Genomic DNA, 15,630 nt, shown 5'->3' with positions numbered 1-15,630 from the left:
CGTTTCTTATAAATCTACATCGTGCTTCTTATCTATATGGTATTTACTTAAGTCTAAAAGACTTTTTCCAGCAACTTTTACTTAAGTTTAACACCCATAAACACTGCCAAACTTCTATTATCAAGCCAGTAATTTGCTACTGTATAAATTCACAGAAATATGACAACTTCACTCATTGCCAGCTTACAGGATAATTACACTATAGCCCAGCCAACACAAAATTATCATTCCCAATACTGCTCACTTCAATGGCGTAGAGGTCAGTTATTGGTGAAATCTCCTGAAAAATTGCAACAACCATATTTACCTGCACTAGATAACGAACAATTATTGGTAGAGTGTTTAAAAAATTCTCCAGTGATGTTGGTAACTATAGATCCAAAACTAGGTAATAATGCACTACAATTTTGGGCAGATGCTTGTAAAAAAGCTCAAAAACCAATATTTCTTCATCTACCATCTAAGCATAAATTATCAACACCAAACAACCAAATATTAAGAATTATACAACGACTAACTGACTGGCTTTTAGCTTTAATTTTACTGATATTAATTAGTCCTTTAATGCTGGGATTATTTATCCTCATGGGAATTCAATTTTCAGAATTGCCATTTTCCTATGAGTGGCATATTGGAGAGAGAGGTAAACTTTTTCAAACCATAAAATTTTGCACAAATACAAAACAAAGTTTTATACCATTGGGTTTATGGATAACTAAATATAGCCTGGAGAATTTACCCATGTTGTTCAATGTAATCAGGGGAGAAATGAGTTTATTAGGATATAGTTGTTGGTCTTTAGATGATGCAGTCAAGCTAAGTCCAGAAGTAAAAAAACAACAATTGTATAGACTACCAGGATTAATAAAGTTATGGCAAATAGAGACTAAATTGAAACCAGCTAGGTTGTCATAAATTAAAATATCTACATCCTAGGAACAGCATACATTACATACTAGGATGTTTTTATCTAATTGATGATTATTTCCTGTTTTAGTATTTTAAGCCAAGAATTATGTACTTACTTTGAAAATAAAAACTATCATGCAAACTGCAATTTGTACGGTTTTTGAAAAAGACTATCATTATGGTGTAGGCGCTTTAGTAAATTCCTTATATCACCACGGTTTTCGAGGAATATTTTGGGCTGGTTATCGTGGTAATTTACCACCCTGGGCTAAGTCTGTTCAAACAGGAAATGGTTATCAAGAGTTTTCTCTAGCGGAAGGTTGCGCGATTCGGTTTGTAAAGCTAACAACCCGCAAACATTTAGGTTTTTACAAACCTGATTTTATGTCTCAATTGTGGGAAAACTTCTGCCCAGATATTGAGGCATTATTTTATTTTGATCCTGATATTGTCAATAAATGTAGTTGGAATTTTTATGAAAATTGGGTTGGTCGTGGAATCGCCCTTTGTGGTGATTCTTGGTATCTTGTTCCTGCTAATCATCCCAGACGTTTAGGATGGAAAGAATTTGCTCAAGATAACGGTTTATTTTGTGAGCGTGAGTTAGATTATCACTACAATAGTGGCTTTATTGGTATTCATAAAAACTATAAATCCATACTAACACTTTGGCAGAAATTAGAAGAACTAGCTGAAATGGCAGGATATGCTAATTTAGAAGATCTTTATGCTGATCATACTTTTCATACTTATCCCTATCTGTATGGAGATCAGACTTATTTAAATTTAGCATTGATGTTGACTAGTTATCCTTTGAGTACAGTTGGGCCTGATGGAATGGATTTTGTTCCTGGTGGTACTATCATGTCTCATGCAACTGTACCAAATGTTAAACCTTGGCGCAAAAAACTGATTTTTAGTGCTTTAGAAGGTAACTCACCAACTATTACTGATAAATTATATTGGCGACATAGCCAAACACCTATTCAGTTGTATTCAACAGCCAAATTAATATGGCAACAATTTGAAATTCTTTTTGGCTCTGCTGTTGGGCGTTTTATCCGTCGCTCTCCCATGTAAAGATATTGATTATTATCTTTTCTTTCCATTGAGCTTTATGTGCTTAATTCTCAAAAATAATGTTCAAAATTTTTATGAATCTTAAAATTCCTTCATCAACTTTGAAAATCTTGCAAGCCACAAATTTTTGGCAAAATTATCATTTAATCTTACGAGAGTTTAAACATTTTCGACTTGTAGCAAGTTTAGCTATTGTTTTTTCAGCTTTAGCAGCCAGTTTTGAGGGGTTTGGTCTAGGTTTTTTATTGATATTTTTGCAAAGCTTAACTACTCCCGGTTCTGAACCTGTAAAAACAGGTATTAGCTGGTTTGATATTTTCATTTTAGGAATTAATGCTTCAGCCACCGAGCGATTATATCGCGTATCGGCTTTAATTATTATCACGACCTGTATGCGTGCTTCGTTCAACTACATGGGACAAATTTGCATTCAGTTTAGTGAAATAAATCTAGTAGATAATCTCCGTAAAAGAATTTTTGAACAATTAGCGGCTCAAAGCCTCAGTTATTTTGGGAAAAAAAGTTCTGGAGAATTGATTAATACTCTCACAAATGAAATGGAGAGAATTAGACAAATTTTTGGAGGAATGGCTTTTTTAGTAGCTAGGGGGTTAACATTAATAGTTTATTCTATTTCATTATTCGTGCTTTCATGGCAACTCTCAATAGTTTCTGTTTTATTGTTTAGTCTTTTAGCAGTAGGATTATCAACACTAAACAAACAAATTAGAGAGCGTAGTTTTGCAATTACTAAAGCTAATGATAATTTTACTTCCAGATCACTAGAGTTTATCGAAGGTATCCGCACAGTTCATGCATTTTCTACTCAAGAATTTGAGCAGCAAAGATATTATCAAGCCAGTAAAAAAATAGTTAATACTTGGAAGAGTGTTTATTGGATTTCTCTGCTCGTTAAACCTCTAGCTGAGAGTCTATCTACTATGATTCTTATCTCGATGATTATAGTAGCACTAGTCACAGGATTAATGGAGGTTTCCTCTTTATTGACATTCTTTTTTGTGCTGTTCCGCTTAGTTCCTATGACTCAGGATTTAAATGGAGTGATAGCTTTTTTAAGTACCCAAGCCGGAGCAGTAGAAAATATTAAGGATTTGTTGAAAACCGAAGATAAGAATTACTTCCAAAATGGTCACATCCAGTTTCATAAATTACAGCGAGCCATAGAAATAATAGCTGTAAATTTTGGTTATGAACCTAATAAACGCGTACTCAAAGATATTACGCTGACTATTGAAAAAGGTCAAATGATAGCATTGGTGGGGGCATCTGGTGGTGGTAAAAGCACACTTGCTGACTTAATAGCCAGGTTCTACGACCCCATAGAAGGCAAAATTTTCATAGATGGTATAAATTTACGAGAATTTGAAATTGACTCACTGCGCCGCAAAATGGCTATAGTTAGTCAAAAAACATTTATTTTCAATGCTTCCATCCGCAATAATATTGCTTATGGTGCCTTAGCAGTAACTGAGACAGAAATTATAGAAGCAGCACGCCTGGCAAATGCATTAGAATTTATCGAAAAATTGCCTCAAGGTCTGGATACAGTTATTGGTGCTGATGGTATTCAATTATCTGGAGGACAACAACAACGAATTGCTATTGCTCGCGCTTTGATCAGAAATCCAGAAATTTTGATTTTAGATGAACCAACGAGTGCTTTAGATTCGATCACAGAGCAGGTGATTCAGGAGTTGTTAGAAAAATTTACCGTGGGTCGGACAGTGATTGTAATTGCTCATCGTCTTTCCACAATTGCTAAAGCAGATAAGGTTGTAGTGATTGAACAAGGACAGATTGTGGAGCAAGGTGCATATCAAGAGCTACGTCAACAACGTGGTAAGTTTTGGCAATATTATCAAATTCAAAATGAAGTGAGATGAACAATAATTAAACATTTATTGGTGCGAGATTTTATGTCAATCTTCGTTTATAGGTTGACATAATAAAAAGATATAGTGATCCGATTTGATTCATGAATTTTTCGTTGAGGCAGGGAACAGGGAACAGGAGTCCTATAGATATTTGATTTATCTAGAATAATAAAATTGCAAAAAATATGAGATATAAACAATTAGCTAACTTGAATGGCAAAATCTATTTTTTCTGTTTACCAAGAGAGGAAGATGAGGGAAAGGATCAGTTCCAGCATTTATTTATTTGTTTGGCGGAAGGTTTTCGGGAATTGGGGATATCCTTTTTCTCAAATATCAACTACTGGCAAGAATTACCTGACAAAGAAGAATATCTCTTTCGCCATGATCCAGATATAACGCCGGATGATTGTTCTATTGTTGTATTTAACAATAATTGGTTTAATAATAATTATCCTCTGCCAGATAATTTATTTTATGCCAACCGTAAATACTTAACTGTTTATTTGGATGGTAACGACAATGATAAAGATTATAATAAGCGCCCCGAATATAGGCAATTTGATTTTATTCTCAAGACTCATTATAATCGACACTTGAATTATTTGAATAACTTTTATCCTTGGTCGTTTGGTTTAAGTCAGCGGATATTACAAGAATTGCAATCAGTACCAAATTTTCAAGATAGAAAAAGTCAGATACTGGTAAATTTTCGGCATTGGCGAACTGGTCATCCAGTGAGAAATATTAGTTCTAATTTATTAATACCAAAAATTAGCGCTATTTGGCAAATCAATAATAGTGTTGATAATCAAGCTAATTGTTCAACTGAAGCATATCATCATTTACATTGGCTACAAACTGGTAAACGTCACTACCCGACTTACTATAATCGCTTGAAAGATTCAATGGCTTGTGCTTGTTTTGGTGGTTTTTTTGTCCCTTCTTGGCCTAAAAATTCAGGCGGTTTAATGAGTCGTAATATTCGGCGCTTTATCACTAAATTGAGGTTAAAGTCAAACACTATTGTGCAGTGGGATAGTTGGCGATTTTGGGAGTCATTAGCAGCAGGATGTGTTACTTTTCATGTGGATTTTGAGAAATATGGCATTTTCCTTCCTGTCATGCCTCAGAATTGGCAGCATTATATTGGCATAGACTTAGACAACGTACAAGCAGCTATAGACAGAATTGCAGATGAACCAGAAATTTTAGAAAGAATTGCTCTACAAGGAAGGATGTGGGCGCTTCAATATTATAGTCCAGTCCCGACTGCGTTACGCTTTTTAGAAACGGTTTACCAACAGCCAATAATTAATGAAATTGAGGTAGAAACTTTGATGTAAATTTAAATATTTTTGGTATTTGTGGATTTATAAATATTAATTTTTATCAGGCGATGAGTAGAAGCTAAATTTGACAACGTAACAACTAAAAATGATGTCTATTAATTTTAAATTACCAGAGCCATTAGTGAGCGTGATTATCCCTACTTACAATAGGATGGGGTACTTAAAAGAAGCAATTTCTAGTGCAGTGAAACAGACTTATCAAAATATTGAAATCATTGTTTCTGATAATTGTAGTCCAGAAAATCCTCAATTTTTAGTTGAATCTTTTGCTGATTCTCGCATTAAGTTTTATCGGCATCAAGAAAATTTAGGAATGTTAACTAATCAGATGAATGCCTTCAGTATGGCACGAGGCAAATATGTTGCTAGTCTTCATGATGATGATATTTGGCATGAAGATTTTTTAGCTAAACTTATACCAATACTAGAGACTAATTCTAATTTGATTATTGCTTTTTGTGACCAATATATTATCAATAGTCAAGGTAAAATTGAACCCATTATTACTCAAGAAAATACACGCTATTATAAGCGTGATCAAATTGTTTCAGGAATCCATGAAAACTTTAATGAAATTGGGTTGATTTATAAAAGTATCCCGACAGCAGCGGCTTGTGTGATTCGCAATGGTTTGATTGATTGGAATCTGATTCCAGCGGAGGTTGGCGGTATGTGGGATTTATATTTAACTTATTTATGTTGTGTATCGGGTTATGCTGCTTATTATTTTCCAGAAAAATTGACCTATTATCGTGAACATGAGCAAACTGACACGATGCTGAGTGGTAGAAGCAATGTACAAGCAAAAATTCGTAAAGCTAAAAGTGAAATGTTTTGTTATGAGGTGTTTATGGAGGATGTGAAGCTTAAGGAATTTCATGCACATTTTAAAAATCTATGGCTAAAAGCTAATACGACTTTAGGTATTGGATTGCTAGGTGATAAACAAACAACAGTAGCACGTTCTTATTTTTGGAAAACTTTGGTTGAACAAAAATTTAATTTACGAACTTTAACTGCTCTGACGCTCAGTTTTGTGCCACCAAGATTAGTTAATAAAATATTGGGCGTTTCTTAATTATTCAATAAATGTGCAAGAGGTAGTGAGTGAGACTTTGTATTGTTACCCACAAAATTAGGAAAGGTGATGGTCAGGGACGAGTAAACTATGAAGTTGCTATGGAAGCGCTTCGTCGTGGTCATAATTTGACATTATTGGCAAGTGAAATAGCACCAGAGTTAGAGCAAAATAGGGCGGTTGATTGCGTGGAGATTCCTGTCAAAGGTTATCCTACGGAATTTATCCGCAATTTTTTATTTGCTAAAAAAAGTGGTGATTGGTTGCGCCAAAATCGCGCGGAAATTGATTTAATTAAAGCCAATGGTGCGATTACTATGGGTGTTACGGATGTCAATGCTGTGCATTTTGTCCATAGTTCATGGTGGCGATACCTGCGATCGCACCAATCATTCTCTCGAAATGCTTACGGGTTATATCAATGGCTATATACTGCGATGAATGCCTATTGGGAAAAACTGGCTTTTCGTCAAACTCAAGTGGTCGTTGCTGTATCTGCAAATGTAGCTGAGGAATTAGTCAACATCGGCGTACCCCGTGCTAAGATTCGCGTCATTGTCAATGGAGTTGATTTACAAGAGTTTTCTCCTGGTGTGACTTGTCGGCAAGAATTGGGTTTACCAGAAAATGTTACCTTGGCGCTATTTGCCGGAGATATTCGCATTTCTCGCAAGAATTTGGATACTGTACTTCACGCCTTAGTTCACGTTCCTGATTTACATTTGGCGGTTGTCGGTGAAACCAAAGATAGCCCTTATCCACAAATGGCTACCGCGTTGCAATTGAGTGAACGGGTACATTTTTTAGGTTATCGCCATGATATGCCCCTTCTGCAACGGGCATCAGATTTTTTCGTTTTTCCATCCCGTTATGAACCTTTTGGATTGGTAGTCATTGAAGCCATGGCTTCAGGCTTACCAGTGATTACGGCAAAAACAACCGGTGCTGCTGATTTGGTAACGCCGTCTTGTGGAATAGTTGTCTCCGATTGTGACGATGTTGATGCTTTAGCAGATGCGCTGACGTTACTAAATAGCGATCGCACAATCCGCCAGCAAATGGGTAAAGCAGCCCGCACCATTGCAGAACAACATAGCTGGACGACTATGGCCCAAACCTATGTAGATATATTTGAAGAGCTAATTAAAAATGAGGAACACAGTACTCATCCCCACCTATCGCCGTCCGCAAGACCTATTGCGCTGCCTTACCGCACTGCAAGCCCAAACTAAACCAGTTGATCAAGCGATCGTTATAGTCCGCAACACAGACACCGCAACTCGGCAATTCCTCAGCGAATTTCACCCCCACAACCTACCATTACAGATTGTCACAGTCACACAACCGGGAGTAGTCGCAGCTCTTAACGCTGGACTAGCAGCAATAGAAGGTGATATCGTTTCCATCACCGATGATGATGCTGCCCCCCACCCCGATTGGTTAGAAAAAATCACGGCTCACTTTGCCGCCGATAGTTGCATAGGTGGTGTTGGAGGGCGTGATTGGATTTACCGGGGCGACAAAATAGAATCCGGTTCTTGCTCAGTTGTAGGACGTTTACAGTGGTTTGGAAGAGTAATTGGCAACCATCACCTGGGAGTAGGAGAACCCCGCAAAGTAGAAATCCTCAAAGGTGTAAACATGAGTTTTCGCACCCAAGCGATCGGGAAATTACGATTTGACGAACGAATGCGTGGCACAGGCGCACAAGTCAACTTTGAAATGGCATTCACCCTAACTCTGCAACGGGCAGGTTGGAAAATGATTTATGACCCCAGCGTTGCCGTAGACCACTTTCCAGCCCAACGCTTTGATGAAGACCAGCGCGAAAACTTTAATGAAATTGCCTTAATTAACCTAGTTCATAACGAAACCGTAGTTTTATTAGAACATCTGCCCCCTCTACGTCAGATTGTCTTTTTATTCTGGGCAGTTCTAGTAGGCACAAAAGACAGTTTCGGCTTAATTCAATGGCTGAGATTTTTCCCCAGTCAAGGCCAACTTGTGAGTAAAAAATTGCAAGCATCTTTGCGTGGACGCTGGCAAGGATGGCAAACAAATCAATTAAAAATTCCAAATCCCGGATAATTTACACTTTTCATATCCCATTACCAATCACCAATTACCAATTGTGATTTCCAAACAAATACTTTTTAATAGTTTTTCACAAACCAACTTTTCTCCTCAAGATCGGGCAGCACAGAGTTGGGTAGTTATATTAGGCTTCCTCTTACTCACAGCAACTTGCTACTTTAGTGGTGCAGCTGGCTTGTTACGCGTAGTTTTTCCCGCAACCTCCTTAGGAGTAGGGATATTCTTATACTTGCGTCATCCCATTCTCTACATTGGCTTCACCTGGTGGATCTGGTTTCTCACACCCTTACTAACTCGTCTAGTTGACTATCGGATTGGTTGGGACCCCACCCGTCAGATGCTGATTGCGCCCTATTTAGTGGTGTTTGTAACCATAGCAACCTTTGTTAAACACCTACCTAGCGCCATTCGTCAAGGAGGTTTACCCTTTATTTTGGCGTTTGCTGGGGTCTTATATGGTTTTTTGATAGGCATGATTTACAATCAACCACTTCCAGTCATACGCGGGTTTTTAGATTGGTTGAGTCCCATTATCTTCGCTTTTCATTTATTGATGAATTGGCGAGATTATCCAAGTTATCGTCAGCACTTTCAGCGTGTATTTACTTGGTGTGTTTTCATCTTAGGAGCTTACGGCATCTATCAATTTGTACTTGCTCCTGAGTGGGATAAATACTGGTTGATAGAATCGAAAATGTTTACCAGTGCAGGAGATCCCATACCTTTTGGAATGCGTGTATGGAGTACACTACACTCACCAGGCCCCTTTGGTACCGTGATGGGAACAGGACTATTATTATTATTTACCAGTTCTGGCCCTTTGATTTTTCCTGCCTCAGCAGTAGGTTACTTATCATTTTTACTTTCACAAGTTCGTACCAGTTGGGGAGGCTGGTTATTAGGAATAATAATGATTTTTGGTTCGGTCAAAACCAGAATTCAAATGCGCTTAATTACCATCATTTTAGTCATGGCTATGTGTGTTGTGCCATTGGTGACTATCGAGCCGATTTCTAAAGTTGTTACTACACGGTTTGAAAGTTTTTCTAATCTTGAAGAAGATGGTAGCTTTAAAGATAGATCAGCCACTTATGACAAAAACCTCAGTCTCGCTCTTTCTAATATTGTTGGTAATGGCTTAGGAAATATCTGGAAAGTCAATGAAAAAACTGGGCAAATAGAAGTAATAGTCATTGACAGTGGCATTTTAGATATGTTTTTCACGTTAGGTTGGTTCGGTGCTATACCTTATATTGGTGGGTTGATCTTGATACTGATCAGTGTGTGCAAGTATACTGAAGGTAACTTTGATAGTTTTGTCAGTGCTGCTCGTGCTATTAGTATCAGTTCTTGCGCTCAATTAATTATTTATAGCGGGATGTTGAGTGTAGCAGGCATGATTATGTGGGGATTTTTAGCTATGGCTATGGCAGCACATAAATTTTATCAACATCAAGGTATGAAGATGTAGTTAATCTGTAGTCAGAAAATTTTGGACTTCGTCATGAGCTTTGCCGAAGTCTAAAATCTAAAATTTTTCAGTCATTTCTTGATTAACGCTATTATTAATAATATGCAATATAGGTATTTATAGCACGATACTATTGTGCCATAAGTGCCTATTTTAAATAGAATTTATTTTTTCATAATTTCCTATAATTACCCTTATTAATCTGCTCTTTTAGAGCCTATACTGTTATGTATTTTCAAAGGATTAGGACTTACACAAGATGTGGCTGAAAACCTTATTATTACGTAGTGGTAATTCATGTAGCTTGCTTCCCGAAGGGTATTACCGCTACCTTCGTTCTATTTTGCTTCAGTCTTGAGGAAAACAGAATATCTTTGCTTTGATGGTAAACTCTTTTATACATGGGGTAATTATGAATCAAATTAAGCGGGTAGCAATTGTCGGAGGAAGTCACGGTAATGAATTAACAGGAGCTTATCTAGTCAAAAAGTTTCAAAAATATCCAAATTTAATTAACAGAACAAGTTTTGAAACCTTGGCAATACTAGGCAATCCTAAAGCTATTGTTGCCGGTAGAAGATATATAGACACCGATTTAAATCGGTGCTTCACTGGAGATAATTTACAAACAGCCGCCATAACATCTAATTATGAAGAACTAAGAGCAAAAGAAATTCTGCAAATACTGCAACCAAAAAACCAAGAATTTGTAGATGCAATTATTGATTTACACACCACTACAGCCAACATGGGATTATGTATTATTTTAAGTGATATGCACCCCATATTACTTAATTTAGCAGCTAACCTAACGGCAATTAATCCTTTAGTAAAAGTTTATATTCATCAACAACCTAAAAATAGTGGGTTTCTTCGTTCTTTAAGTAAATTGGGTTTTGCAATAGAAGTAGGTGCTGTAGCTCAAGGTATTTTAGATGCACAATTATTTCAACAAACAGAACAGCTTATTTATCATGTTTTGAATTATTTTGAAGAATGTAATCAAGATAAACTCACCCTCGTCAACAACACGCTAACGTTTTATAAATCTATTGGTATGGTTGATTATCCTAGAAATGAAGACGGCGAAATTCAAGCAATGATTCACCCCCAACTTCAATTTAGAGATTATCAACCTTTGCATCCCGGTGATCCAATTTTTCTAACTTTTGAAGACAAAGACATTCTTTATGAAGGAGAGTCTACAGTTTATCCCATTTTCATTAATGAAGCGGCTTATTATGAAAAAGGAATTGCTATGTATCTCAGTCAAAAGGATATTATTCATATAGGAATCCGGTTTGATTATTGAAAATATACGTAGGGTGTGTATAGCCCTACGGGCATGGCTATGCTAGAGCGACAGCGTAACGCACCAAAACCTTGAACAACTCCTGATGGTAAGTCTATGTTAGCGAGGAACGAGCATCTTGCTTCTGACTCCTTCTTCAATCTAAATTTTGACATTTTATTTATTTACGAGAATACGTCGTTTTAGGCTTCCGGGGTTTTATCTGACGACGGCTAAGAACACCTAAATTTAGTTGCTGAAATCTAGAATGAAATAACCCTGTCTACAGATGACTAAATATTCCCCTAAATTCTTGGTCTACTCCAGCAGACTTTAGGTATTAGCCCTGAAATTCGCATGGAGAAGTATGTCTGTTTTTTATCCTAATTGCTACGATTTCAGGAAATTCCTTTTGAGGACTTGTTTAATATATTAAGGGAGTAGATTCAAGTTTTTAGCCAGGGTAGACAGATGTGTAGACAATTCATACCTATGGATCTTTAATTTCACCATTAATGAGGATGCAGAGTATTAAATATATTCCTGTATACTCTCTTAATATCCGTATTTCAAGAAACGATTATATTTACATCAAGGTTCTGGTGACGGACTGGGAGTGTGAACCTAAAATTAAAGATGAGATAAAGTTACTATGGGTGCAAGATTCCAAATTGCTGAAATAGCCTAATCAAGAGGATTTATAATCTAAAGTCCTAAGTCCAAAATTGGTATTGAGATAGGCAGAATTACAAACAGCAGTATTCTGGCAAATTCAGGCATCTATTGATTTTAAGAAACCTCCACGCATCCCCATCGTCTTTAACCAGGCTGCTCCTCTTACAAACACTATTTCAGCCCTCTGTTAAGCAGGTTTTATATATGAATGACCAACAAAGAACTAACCGTAATATTTCTTCAGGTGTAATAGCAGCGGTCTCAGCTGCGGTTGTGGCAGTAAGTGGTGGTGTAGCTTGGATTACTTCTCAAACTCCTAATACTCCTACGCCAGTAAACCCCTCTCAAAGCATCAGACAGCCACAACAGCCATTGACTACGCAGCCAGGTAATGAACAGACTGCTAGTATATATTGGCTCAGATCTAAAGAAACAGGTGTGGAGTTGGTTCCGCAACCTCTCAAAATTGCGGCTGCACAACCAAACCAAGCTTTAGAAAAGGCTTTCCAAGCTTTATTAGTGGGGCCAACGGAAGGTACAGATTCTACAACTATTCCTCAAGGAACTCAATTGTTGGGAATGAAAGTGGAAAATAATGAAGTCCATGTGAATTTATCAGAAGATTTTACCAGTGGTGGTGGTAGTACTTCAATGATGGGTCGTGTCGGTCAGGTTGTCTATACTGCGACAACTTTAAATCCTGATGCCAAGGTGTTTATTGAGGTAAATGGCAAGCCTTTGGAAGTTTTAGGTGGTGAAGGTGTGGAAATAGAACAGCCACTAACTCGTAAAAGCTTTAACCAAAATTATCCGCTTTAGCAAATAATCAATGGTCAGTGGTCGATTTAGCAAAAAATAAACTAATGACCAATGACCAATGACTAACTTTTATTTAGTACCCTGAAACTGCGGGCTTGCTGTTTTAGCCTGGTGTCCGAGCGATGCCTGCGGCGTGGACTTCGGCGTGAACTCAATCGAACGCTTGCTTCCCCAGATGGGTACGCCGCAGGCATGGCAAACCCGGTTACACAAATCAAAAATCATTTCGTCTTCTACCCGGTAGTAAGCGCAAGTTCCTTCACTGCGGCGGCTAAGGATTCCCGCTTGCCACATTACTTTCAGGTGCTTTGATACGTTTGCCTGAGACGTTTGTGTTGCCCCATTATAGATTAATACTTAATCAGGGTTAATTCGCATCAAAGGTTGACCATATTCAACTGCTTCACCATTCTGTACCAAAATTTCCATCACCTGTCCAGAGACTTCGGCTTCAATTTCGTTCATCAGCTTCATGGCTTCGATGATACAGACTGATTGACCGCTACGGACGCGATCGCCTACTTCCACAAATGCCGCTTCACCAGGGGCAGGTGCGCGGTAAAATGTTCCCACCATTGGGGACTGCACTTCTACCAATCTGGCGGAGGGCGTATTCACTGACAATGGTGATTGCACCCCAGCCACAGAATTATCACGACTTGTCGCGGCTTCTGGTAAGGTTGTGGGTGCTGTTTGGTTAACTGATGTCAATCCTGAACCTACCACACCGCCTAAGGTCGCTTGACCTACGGATAGGATATGATTGCTGACACCTTTCCGTACTGTTAGCTCAAAGTCATCGCTTTTGAGCGTTACTTCGGCAATATCCGTTTGTGCAATAGTTGCCAGTAGTTGGCGGATTTCATTAAAGTCTAATGGCACAGTTTTTTTTACCTCGACCTAACCATAAACGAAAATCTTAAGTGTGGCAGGGATTTAATCCCTATATAAACAAGGGATTGAAATCGGTATGACCAATTTTGGATTTTGGATTTTGGATTTTGGATTTTGGATTGTAATTGCAAAATTATTACCCATAACCCAATCATTATCCCAACTTGGTTTCAGGAGAGATAAAAATTATTCCCTGCCCAAGTATTTATCTTCCCTGGTATCAATTTTAATCCGTTCTCCTTGAGTAATAAACAAGGGAACCATTACAGTTGCACCAGTTTCGACAATTGCAGGCTTAGTGCCACCTGTGGCAGTATCACCTTTAACACCAGGATCTGTTTGGACAATTTCCAGAACTACAGAATTAGGCAGTTCTACTTCTAGCACTTGTTCGCCCCAACGAATAACGTTGACTTCCATACCTTCTTTGAGGTATTTTACGCGATCGCCAATTTCTGCTACGGTCAATCTGCCTTCTTCGTAGGTTTCCATATCCATAAAGACCAACTCTTCGCCTTCTTTATAGGTATGCTGCATCGTAATTTTTTCCAGAGTAGCTTGTGGCAAAGATTCCCCAGCCCGGAAAGTTTTTTCGAGTACTTTCCCACTCTGGACATTTCTTAGTGTTGTTCGCACAAAGGCAGAACCTTTGCCCGGTTTCACGTGAAGGAAATCTATTACTCGCCATACGGAACCGTCTAGGACAATTGAGACACCGGGTCGAAAGTCGTTACTAGAGATCATGAAACTTTCAATTTTTGGAAGACAATCGGCATTTATTGTACCCTTCAAGGGTCGTAATTTGTCAGTTGTTATTCGTCTTTAGCTTCAGGACTCAGCACTCAAAAATCAGTACTCAGTACTCAGGACTGTTACTGTGGGAAGATAATTGATGTGTTACTTCCAGTCAAAAATTTGATGCTGCATTTGAGAAATTCCATGTTTAAATTCATAAAGTCCTGGCTGAAACACAGCCTAAAGGCAATACTGCTGGTAACAATACTTTTAGGTCTAAGCACAGCCGGGTGGACTCCCTCTAGTTACGCTGCCCTACCAGCGGGGAATGCGATTACCGACGGCAAAGCTTTGTTAAGGTATGCACTCCCAATTGATAACAAACCAGTACGCAAACTGCAAGCTAGTTTAGAGGATATTTCTAACCAACTGCGAGCAAATAAGCGGTGGGGTGCGATCGCTAACGACCTCAAGCAAGCATCACGGATTCTCGACAAACCTTCCCAAATCTTAGCAAGCGTTCCCGAAGAACGCCAACCCCAAGCAGAAGCTTGGATTACTGAGTTAAAATCTGGTGTGACAGAACTGCAAGCAGTAGTCAAAACCAAACAGAAAGACCCTGTTCTGGAAGGAAGAGCCAAATTACTCAACCTAGTTAGCTTGCTGGAAGAGTCAATGGTGAAGGAATTCCCCTTTGAAGTCCCTGCTGAGTACAGTAATTTACCTCAACTCAAAGGTCGTGCTACCATCGCCTTCAAAACTAACAAAGGCAACCTTACCGTGGTTGTAGATGGTTATAGCGCCCCTGTTACTGCTGGTAATTTTGTCGATTTGGTACAACGGGGTTTTTATAACGGTTTAGAATTCACTCGTTCAGAAGAATCTTATGTACTACAAACTGGAGATCCAGTCGGCAAAGAAGTCGGTTTTATTGACCCAAAAACTGGCAAATATCGAGCTATTCCTTTAGAAATTTTAGTTGAAGGCGAAAAAGAACCAACCTACGGCATTACTCTCGAAGATGCTGGACGTTATCTTGATATGCCAGTATTACCATTTTCTTCCTTTGGTGCATTAGCAATGGCACGTCCTGAAGGTGACGTAAATGGTGCTTCTTCTCAAATTTTCTTCTTCCTTTTTGAACCAGAACTTACCCCCGCAGGACGCAATCTTTTAGATGGTCGCTATACTGTGTTTGGCTATCTGATAGAAGGTAAAGAAATTTTAGATAAACTGAACGCAGATGACAAAATTGAATCTGTAACCGTTGTTCAGGGCATAGAAAATTTAGTTCAGCCAGAAGCAGCATAATTAATTATTGTTCATAGTTGGTGCTT

14 protein-coding genes and 1 pseudogene are annotated in these 15,630 nt (G+C 38.2%); 11 read left to right on the top strand and 4 right to left on the bottom strand.

The window, feature by feature from the left end:
* The first annotated feature begins 159 nt into the window (after positions 1-159).
* From hepC to ACOWPH_RS23535, 9 genes are all read left to right on the top strand, one after another.
* A complete protein-coding gene (gene hepC, locus ACOWPH_RS23575) occupies positions 160-915 on the top strand; it encodes a heterocyst development glycosyltransferase HepC (RefSeq protein WP_015212541.1) in 756 nt (251 codons plus the stop codon).
* 129 nt (positions 916-1,044) lie between these two features.
* On the top strand, positions 1,045-1,989 hold the full coding sequence (locus ACOWPH_RS23570; protein WP_015212540.1) for a hypothetical protein: 945 nt from the start codon (positions 1,045-1,047) through the stop codon (positions 1,987-1,989).
* A gap of 74 nt (positions 1,990-2,063) precedes the next feature.
* Positions 2,064-3,893: a heterocyst formation ABC transporter subunit HepA gene (gene hepA / locus ACOWPH_RS23565; RefSeq protein ID WP_015212539.1), complete on the top strand. Its 1,830-nt coding sequence runs from the start codon at positions 2,064-2,066 to the stop codon at positions 3,891-3,893.
* A 176-nt stretch (positions 3,894-4,069) separates the two neighbouring features.
* Positions 4,070-5,230, top strand: a complete 1,161-nt coding sequence (locus ACOWPH_RS23560) for a hypothetical protein (protein ID WP_015212538.1) — start codon at positions 4,070-4,072, stop codon at positions 5,228-5,230.
* Between the two features lie 94 nt (positions 5,231-5,324).
* Positions 5,325-6,314 (top strand): glycosyltransferase family 2 protein, encoded by a 990-nt coding sequence (locus ACOWPH_RS23555; protein WP_042464434.1) that lies wholly within the window; start codon positions 5,325-5,327, stop codon positions 6,312-6,314.
* Positions 6,315-6,343: 29 nt separating this feature from the next.
* Positions 6,344-7,546: a glycosyltransferase family 4 protein gene (locus tag ACOWPH_RS23550; RefSeq protein ID WP_015212536.1), complete on the top strand. Its 1,203-nt coding sequence runs from the start codon at positions 6,344-6,346 to the stop codon at positions 7,544-7,546.
* A complete protein-coding gene (locus ACOWPH_RS23545) occupies positions 7,464-8,402 on the top strand; it encodes a glycosyltransferase family 2 protein (protein ID WP_042464431.1) in 939 nt (312 codons plus the stop codon). The genes ACOWPH_RS23550 and ACOWPH_RS23545 overlap by 83 nt, the downstream gene beginning before the upstream one ends.
* 43 nt (positions 8,403-8,445) lie before the next feature.
* A complete protein-coding gene (locus tag ACOWPH_RS23540) occupies positions 8,446-9,879 on the top strand; it encodes a hypothetical protein (protein WP_015212534.1) in 1,434 nt (477 codons plus the stop codon).
* A gap of 412 nt (positions 9,880-10,291) precedes the next feature.
* Positions 10,292-11,191 (top strand): aspartoacylase, encoded by a 900-nt coding sequence (locus ACOWPH_RS23535; protein ID WP_015212533.1) that lies wholly within the window; start codon positions 10,292-10,294, stop codon positions 11,189-11,191.
* On the opposite strand, the gene ACOWPH_RS23530 is transcribed toward ACOWPH_RS23535, so the two are convergent.
* Complete coding sequence (locus tag ACOWPH_RS23530) at positions 11,185-11,346, bottom strand: hypothetical protein (protein WP_171815771.1); 162 nt, start codon at positions 11,344-11,346, stop codon at positions 11,185-11,187. The genes ACOWPH_RS23535 and ACOWPH_RS23530 overlap by 7 nt on opposite strands.
* Before the next feature lie 703 nt (positions 11,347-12,049).
* On the opposite strand from ACOWPH_RS23530, the gene ACOWPH_RS23525 reads away from it, so the two are divergent.
* Positions 12,050-12,664, top strand: coding sequence for a GerMN domain-containing protein (locus tag ACOWPH_RS23525; protein WP_015212532.1), 615 nt, complete (start codon positions 12,050-12,052; stop codon positions 12,662-12,664).
* 62 nt (positions 12,665-12,726) lie between these two features.
* Here the strand turns inward: ACOWPH_RS23525 and ACOWPH_RS23520 are convergent.
* The 3 genes and pseudogenes from ACOWPH_RS23520 to efp form a co-directional block, all read right to left on the bottom strand.
* Positions 12,727-13,003 (bottom strand): annotated as a pseudogene (locus ACOWPH_RS23520) (hypothetical protein); the annotation flags it as partial.
* 18 nt (positions 13,004-13,021) lie between these two features.
* The gene (gene accB, locus ACOWPH_RS23515; protein ID WP_015212531.1) at positions 13,022-13,546 is read right to left on the bottom strand and encodes an acetyl-CoA carboxylase biotin carboxyl carrier protein; all 525 of its coding nucleotides are present in this window, start codon (positions 13,544-13,546) and stop codon (positions 13,022-13,024) included.
* 198 nt (positions 13,547-13,744) lie between these two features.
* Entirely contained in the window at positions 13,745-14,302 is a 558-nt protein-coding gene (efp, locus tag ACOWPH_RS23510; RefSeq protein ID WP_015212530.1) for an elongation factor P, read from the bottom strand.
* 195 nt (positions 14,303-14,497) lie between these two features.
* On the opposite strand from efp, the gene ACOWPH_RS23505 reads away from it, so the two are divergent.
* Positions 14,498-15,604 carry a peptidylprolyl isomerase gene (locus ACOWPH_RS23505; protein ID WP_015212529.1) on the top strand — a complete coding sequence of 369 codons (1,107 nt, stop codon included), beginning with the start codon at positions 14,498-14,500 and terminating at the stop codon, positions 15,602-15,604.
* Positions 15,605-15,630: the final 26 nt, after the last annotated feature.

It is taken from the genome of Anabaena sp. PCC 7938, assembly GCF_049315035.1.
Lineage (GTDB): Bacteria > Cyanobacteriota > Cyanobacteriia > Cyanobacteriales > Nostocaceae > Anabaena > Anabaena cylindrica.
Note: the sequence above shows the minus strand (reverse complement) of the source record. Positions and strands in the feature narration are given on the sequence as shown.

What these genes read in the sequence shown, in the direction of transcription:
- hepC (WP_015212541.1), top strand. Translation starts at nt 160, where the DNA reads ATGACAACTTCACTCATTGCCAGCTTACAGGATAATTACACTATAGCC.
- ACOWPH_RS23570 (WP_015212540.1), top strand. Translation starts at nt 1,045, where the DNA reads ATGCAAACTGCAATTTGTACGGTTTTTGAAAAAGACTATCATTATGGT.
- hepA (WP_015212539.1), top strand. Translation starts at nt 2,064, where the DNA reads ATGAATCTTAAAATTCCTTCATCAACTTTGAAAATCTTGCAAGCCACA.
- ACOWPH_RS23560 (WP_015212538.1), top strand. Translation starts at nt 4,070, where the DNA reads ATGAGATATAAACAATTAGCTAACTTGAATGGCAAAATCTATTTTTTC.
- ACOWPH_RS23555 (WP_042464434.1), top strand. Translation starts at nt 5,325, where the DNA reads ATGTCTATTAATTTTAAATTACCAGAGCCATTAGTGAGCGTGATTATC.
- ACOWPH_RS23545 (WP_042464431.1), top strand. Translation starts at nt 7,464, where the DNA reads ATGAGGAACACAGTACTCATCCCCACCTATCGCCGTCCGCAAGACCTA.
- ACOWPH_RS23535 (WP_015212533.1), top strand. Translation starts at nt 10,292, where the DNA reads ATGAATCAAATTAAGCGGGTAGCAATTGTCGGAGGAAGTCACGGTAAT.
- ACOWPH_RS23530 (WP_171815771.1), bottom strand. Translation starts at nt 11,346, where the DNA reads ATGTCAAAATTTAGATTGAAGAAGGAGTCAGAAGCAAGATGCTCGTTC.
- ACOWPH_RS23525 (WP_015212532.1), top strand. Translation starts at nt 12,050, where the DNA reads ATGAATGACCAACAAAGAACTAACCGTAATATTTCTTCAGGTGTAATA.
- efp (WP_015212530.1), bottom strand. Translation starts at nt 14,302, where the DNA reads ATGATCTCTAGTAACGACTTTCGACCCGGTGTCTCAATTGTCCTAGAC.
- ACOWPH_RS23505 (WP_015212529.1), top strand. Translation starts at nt 14,498, where the DNA reads ATGTTTAAATTCATAAAGTCCTGGCTGAAACACAGCCTAAAGGCAATA.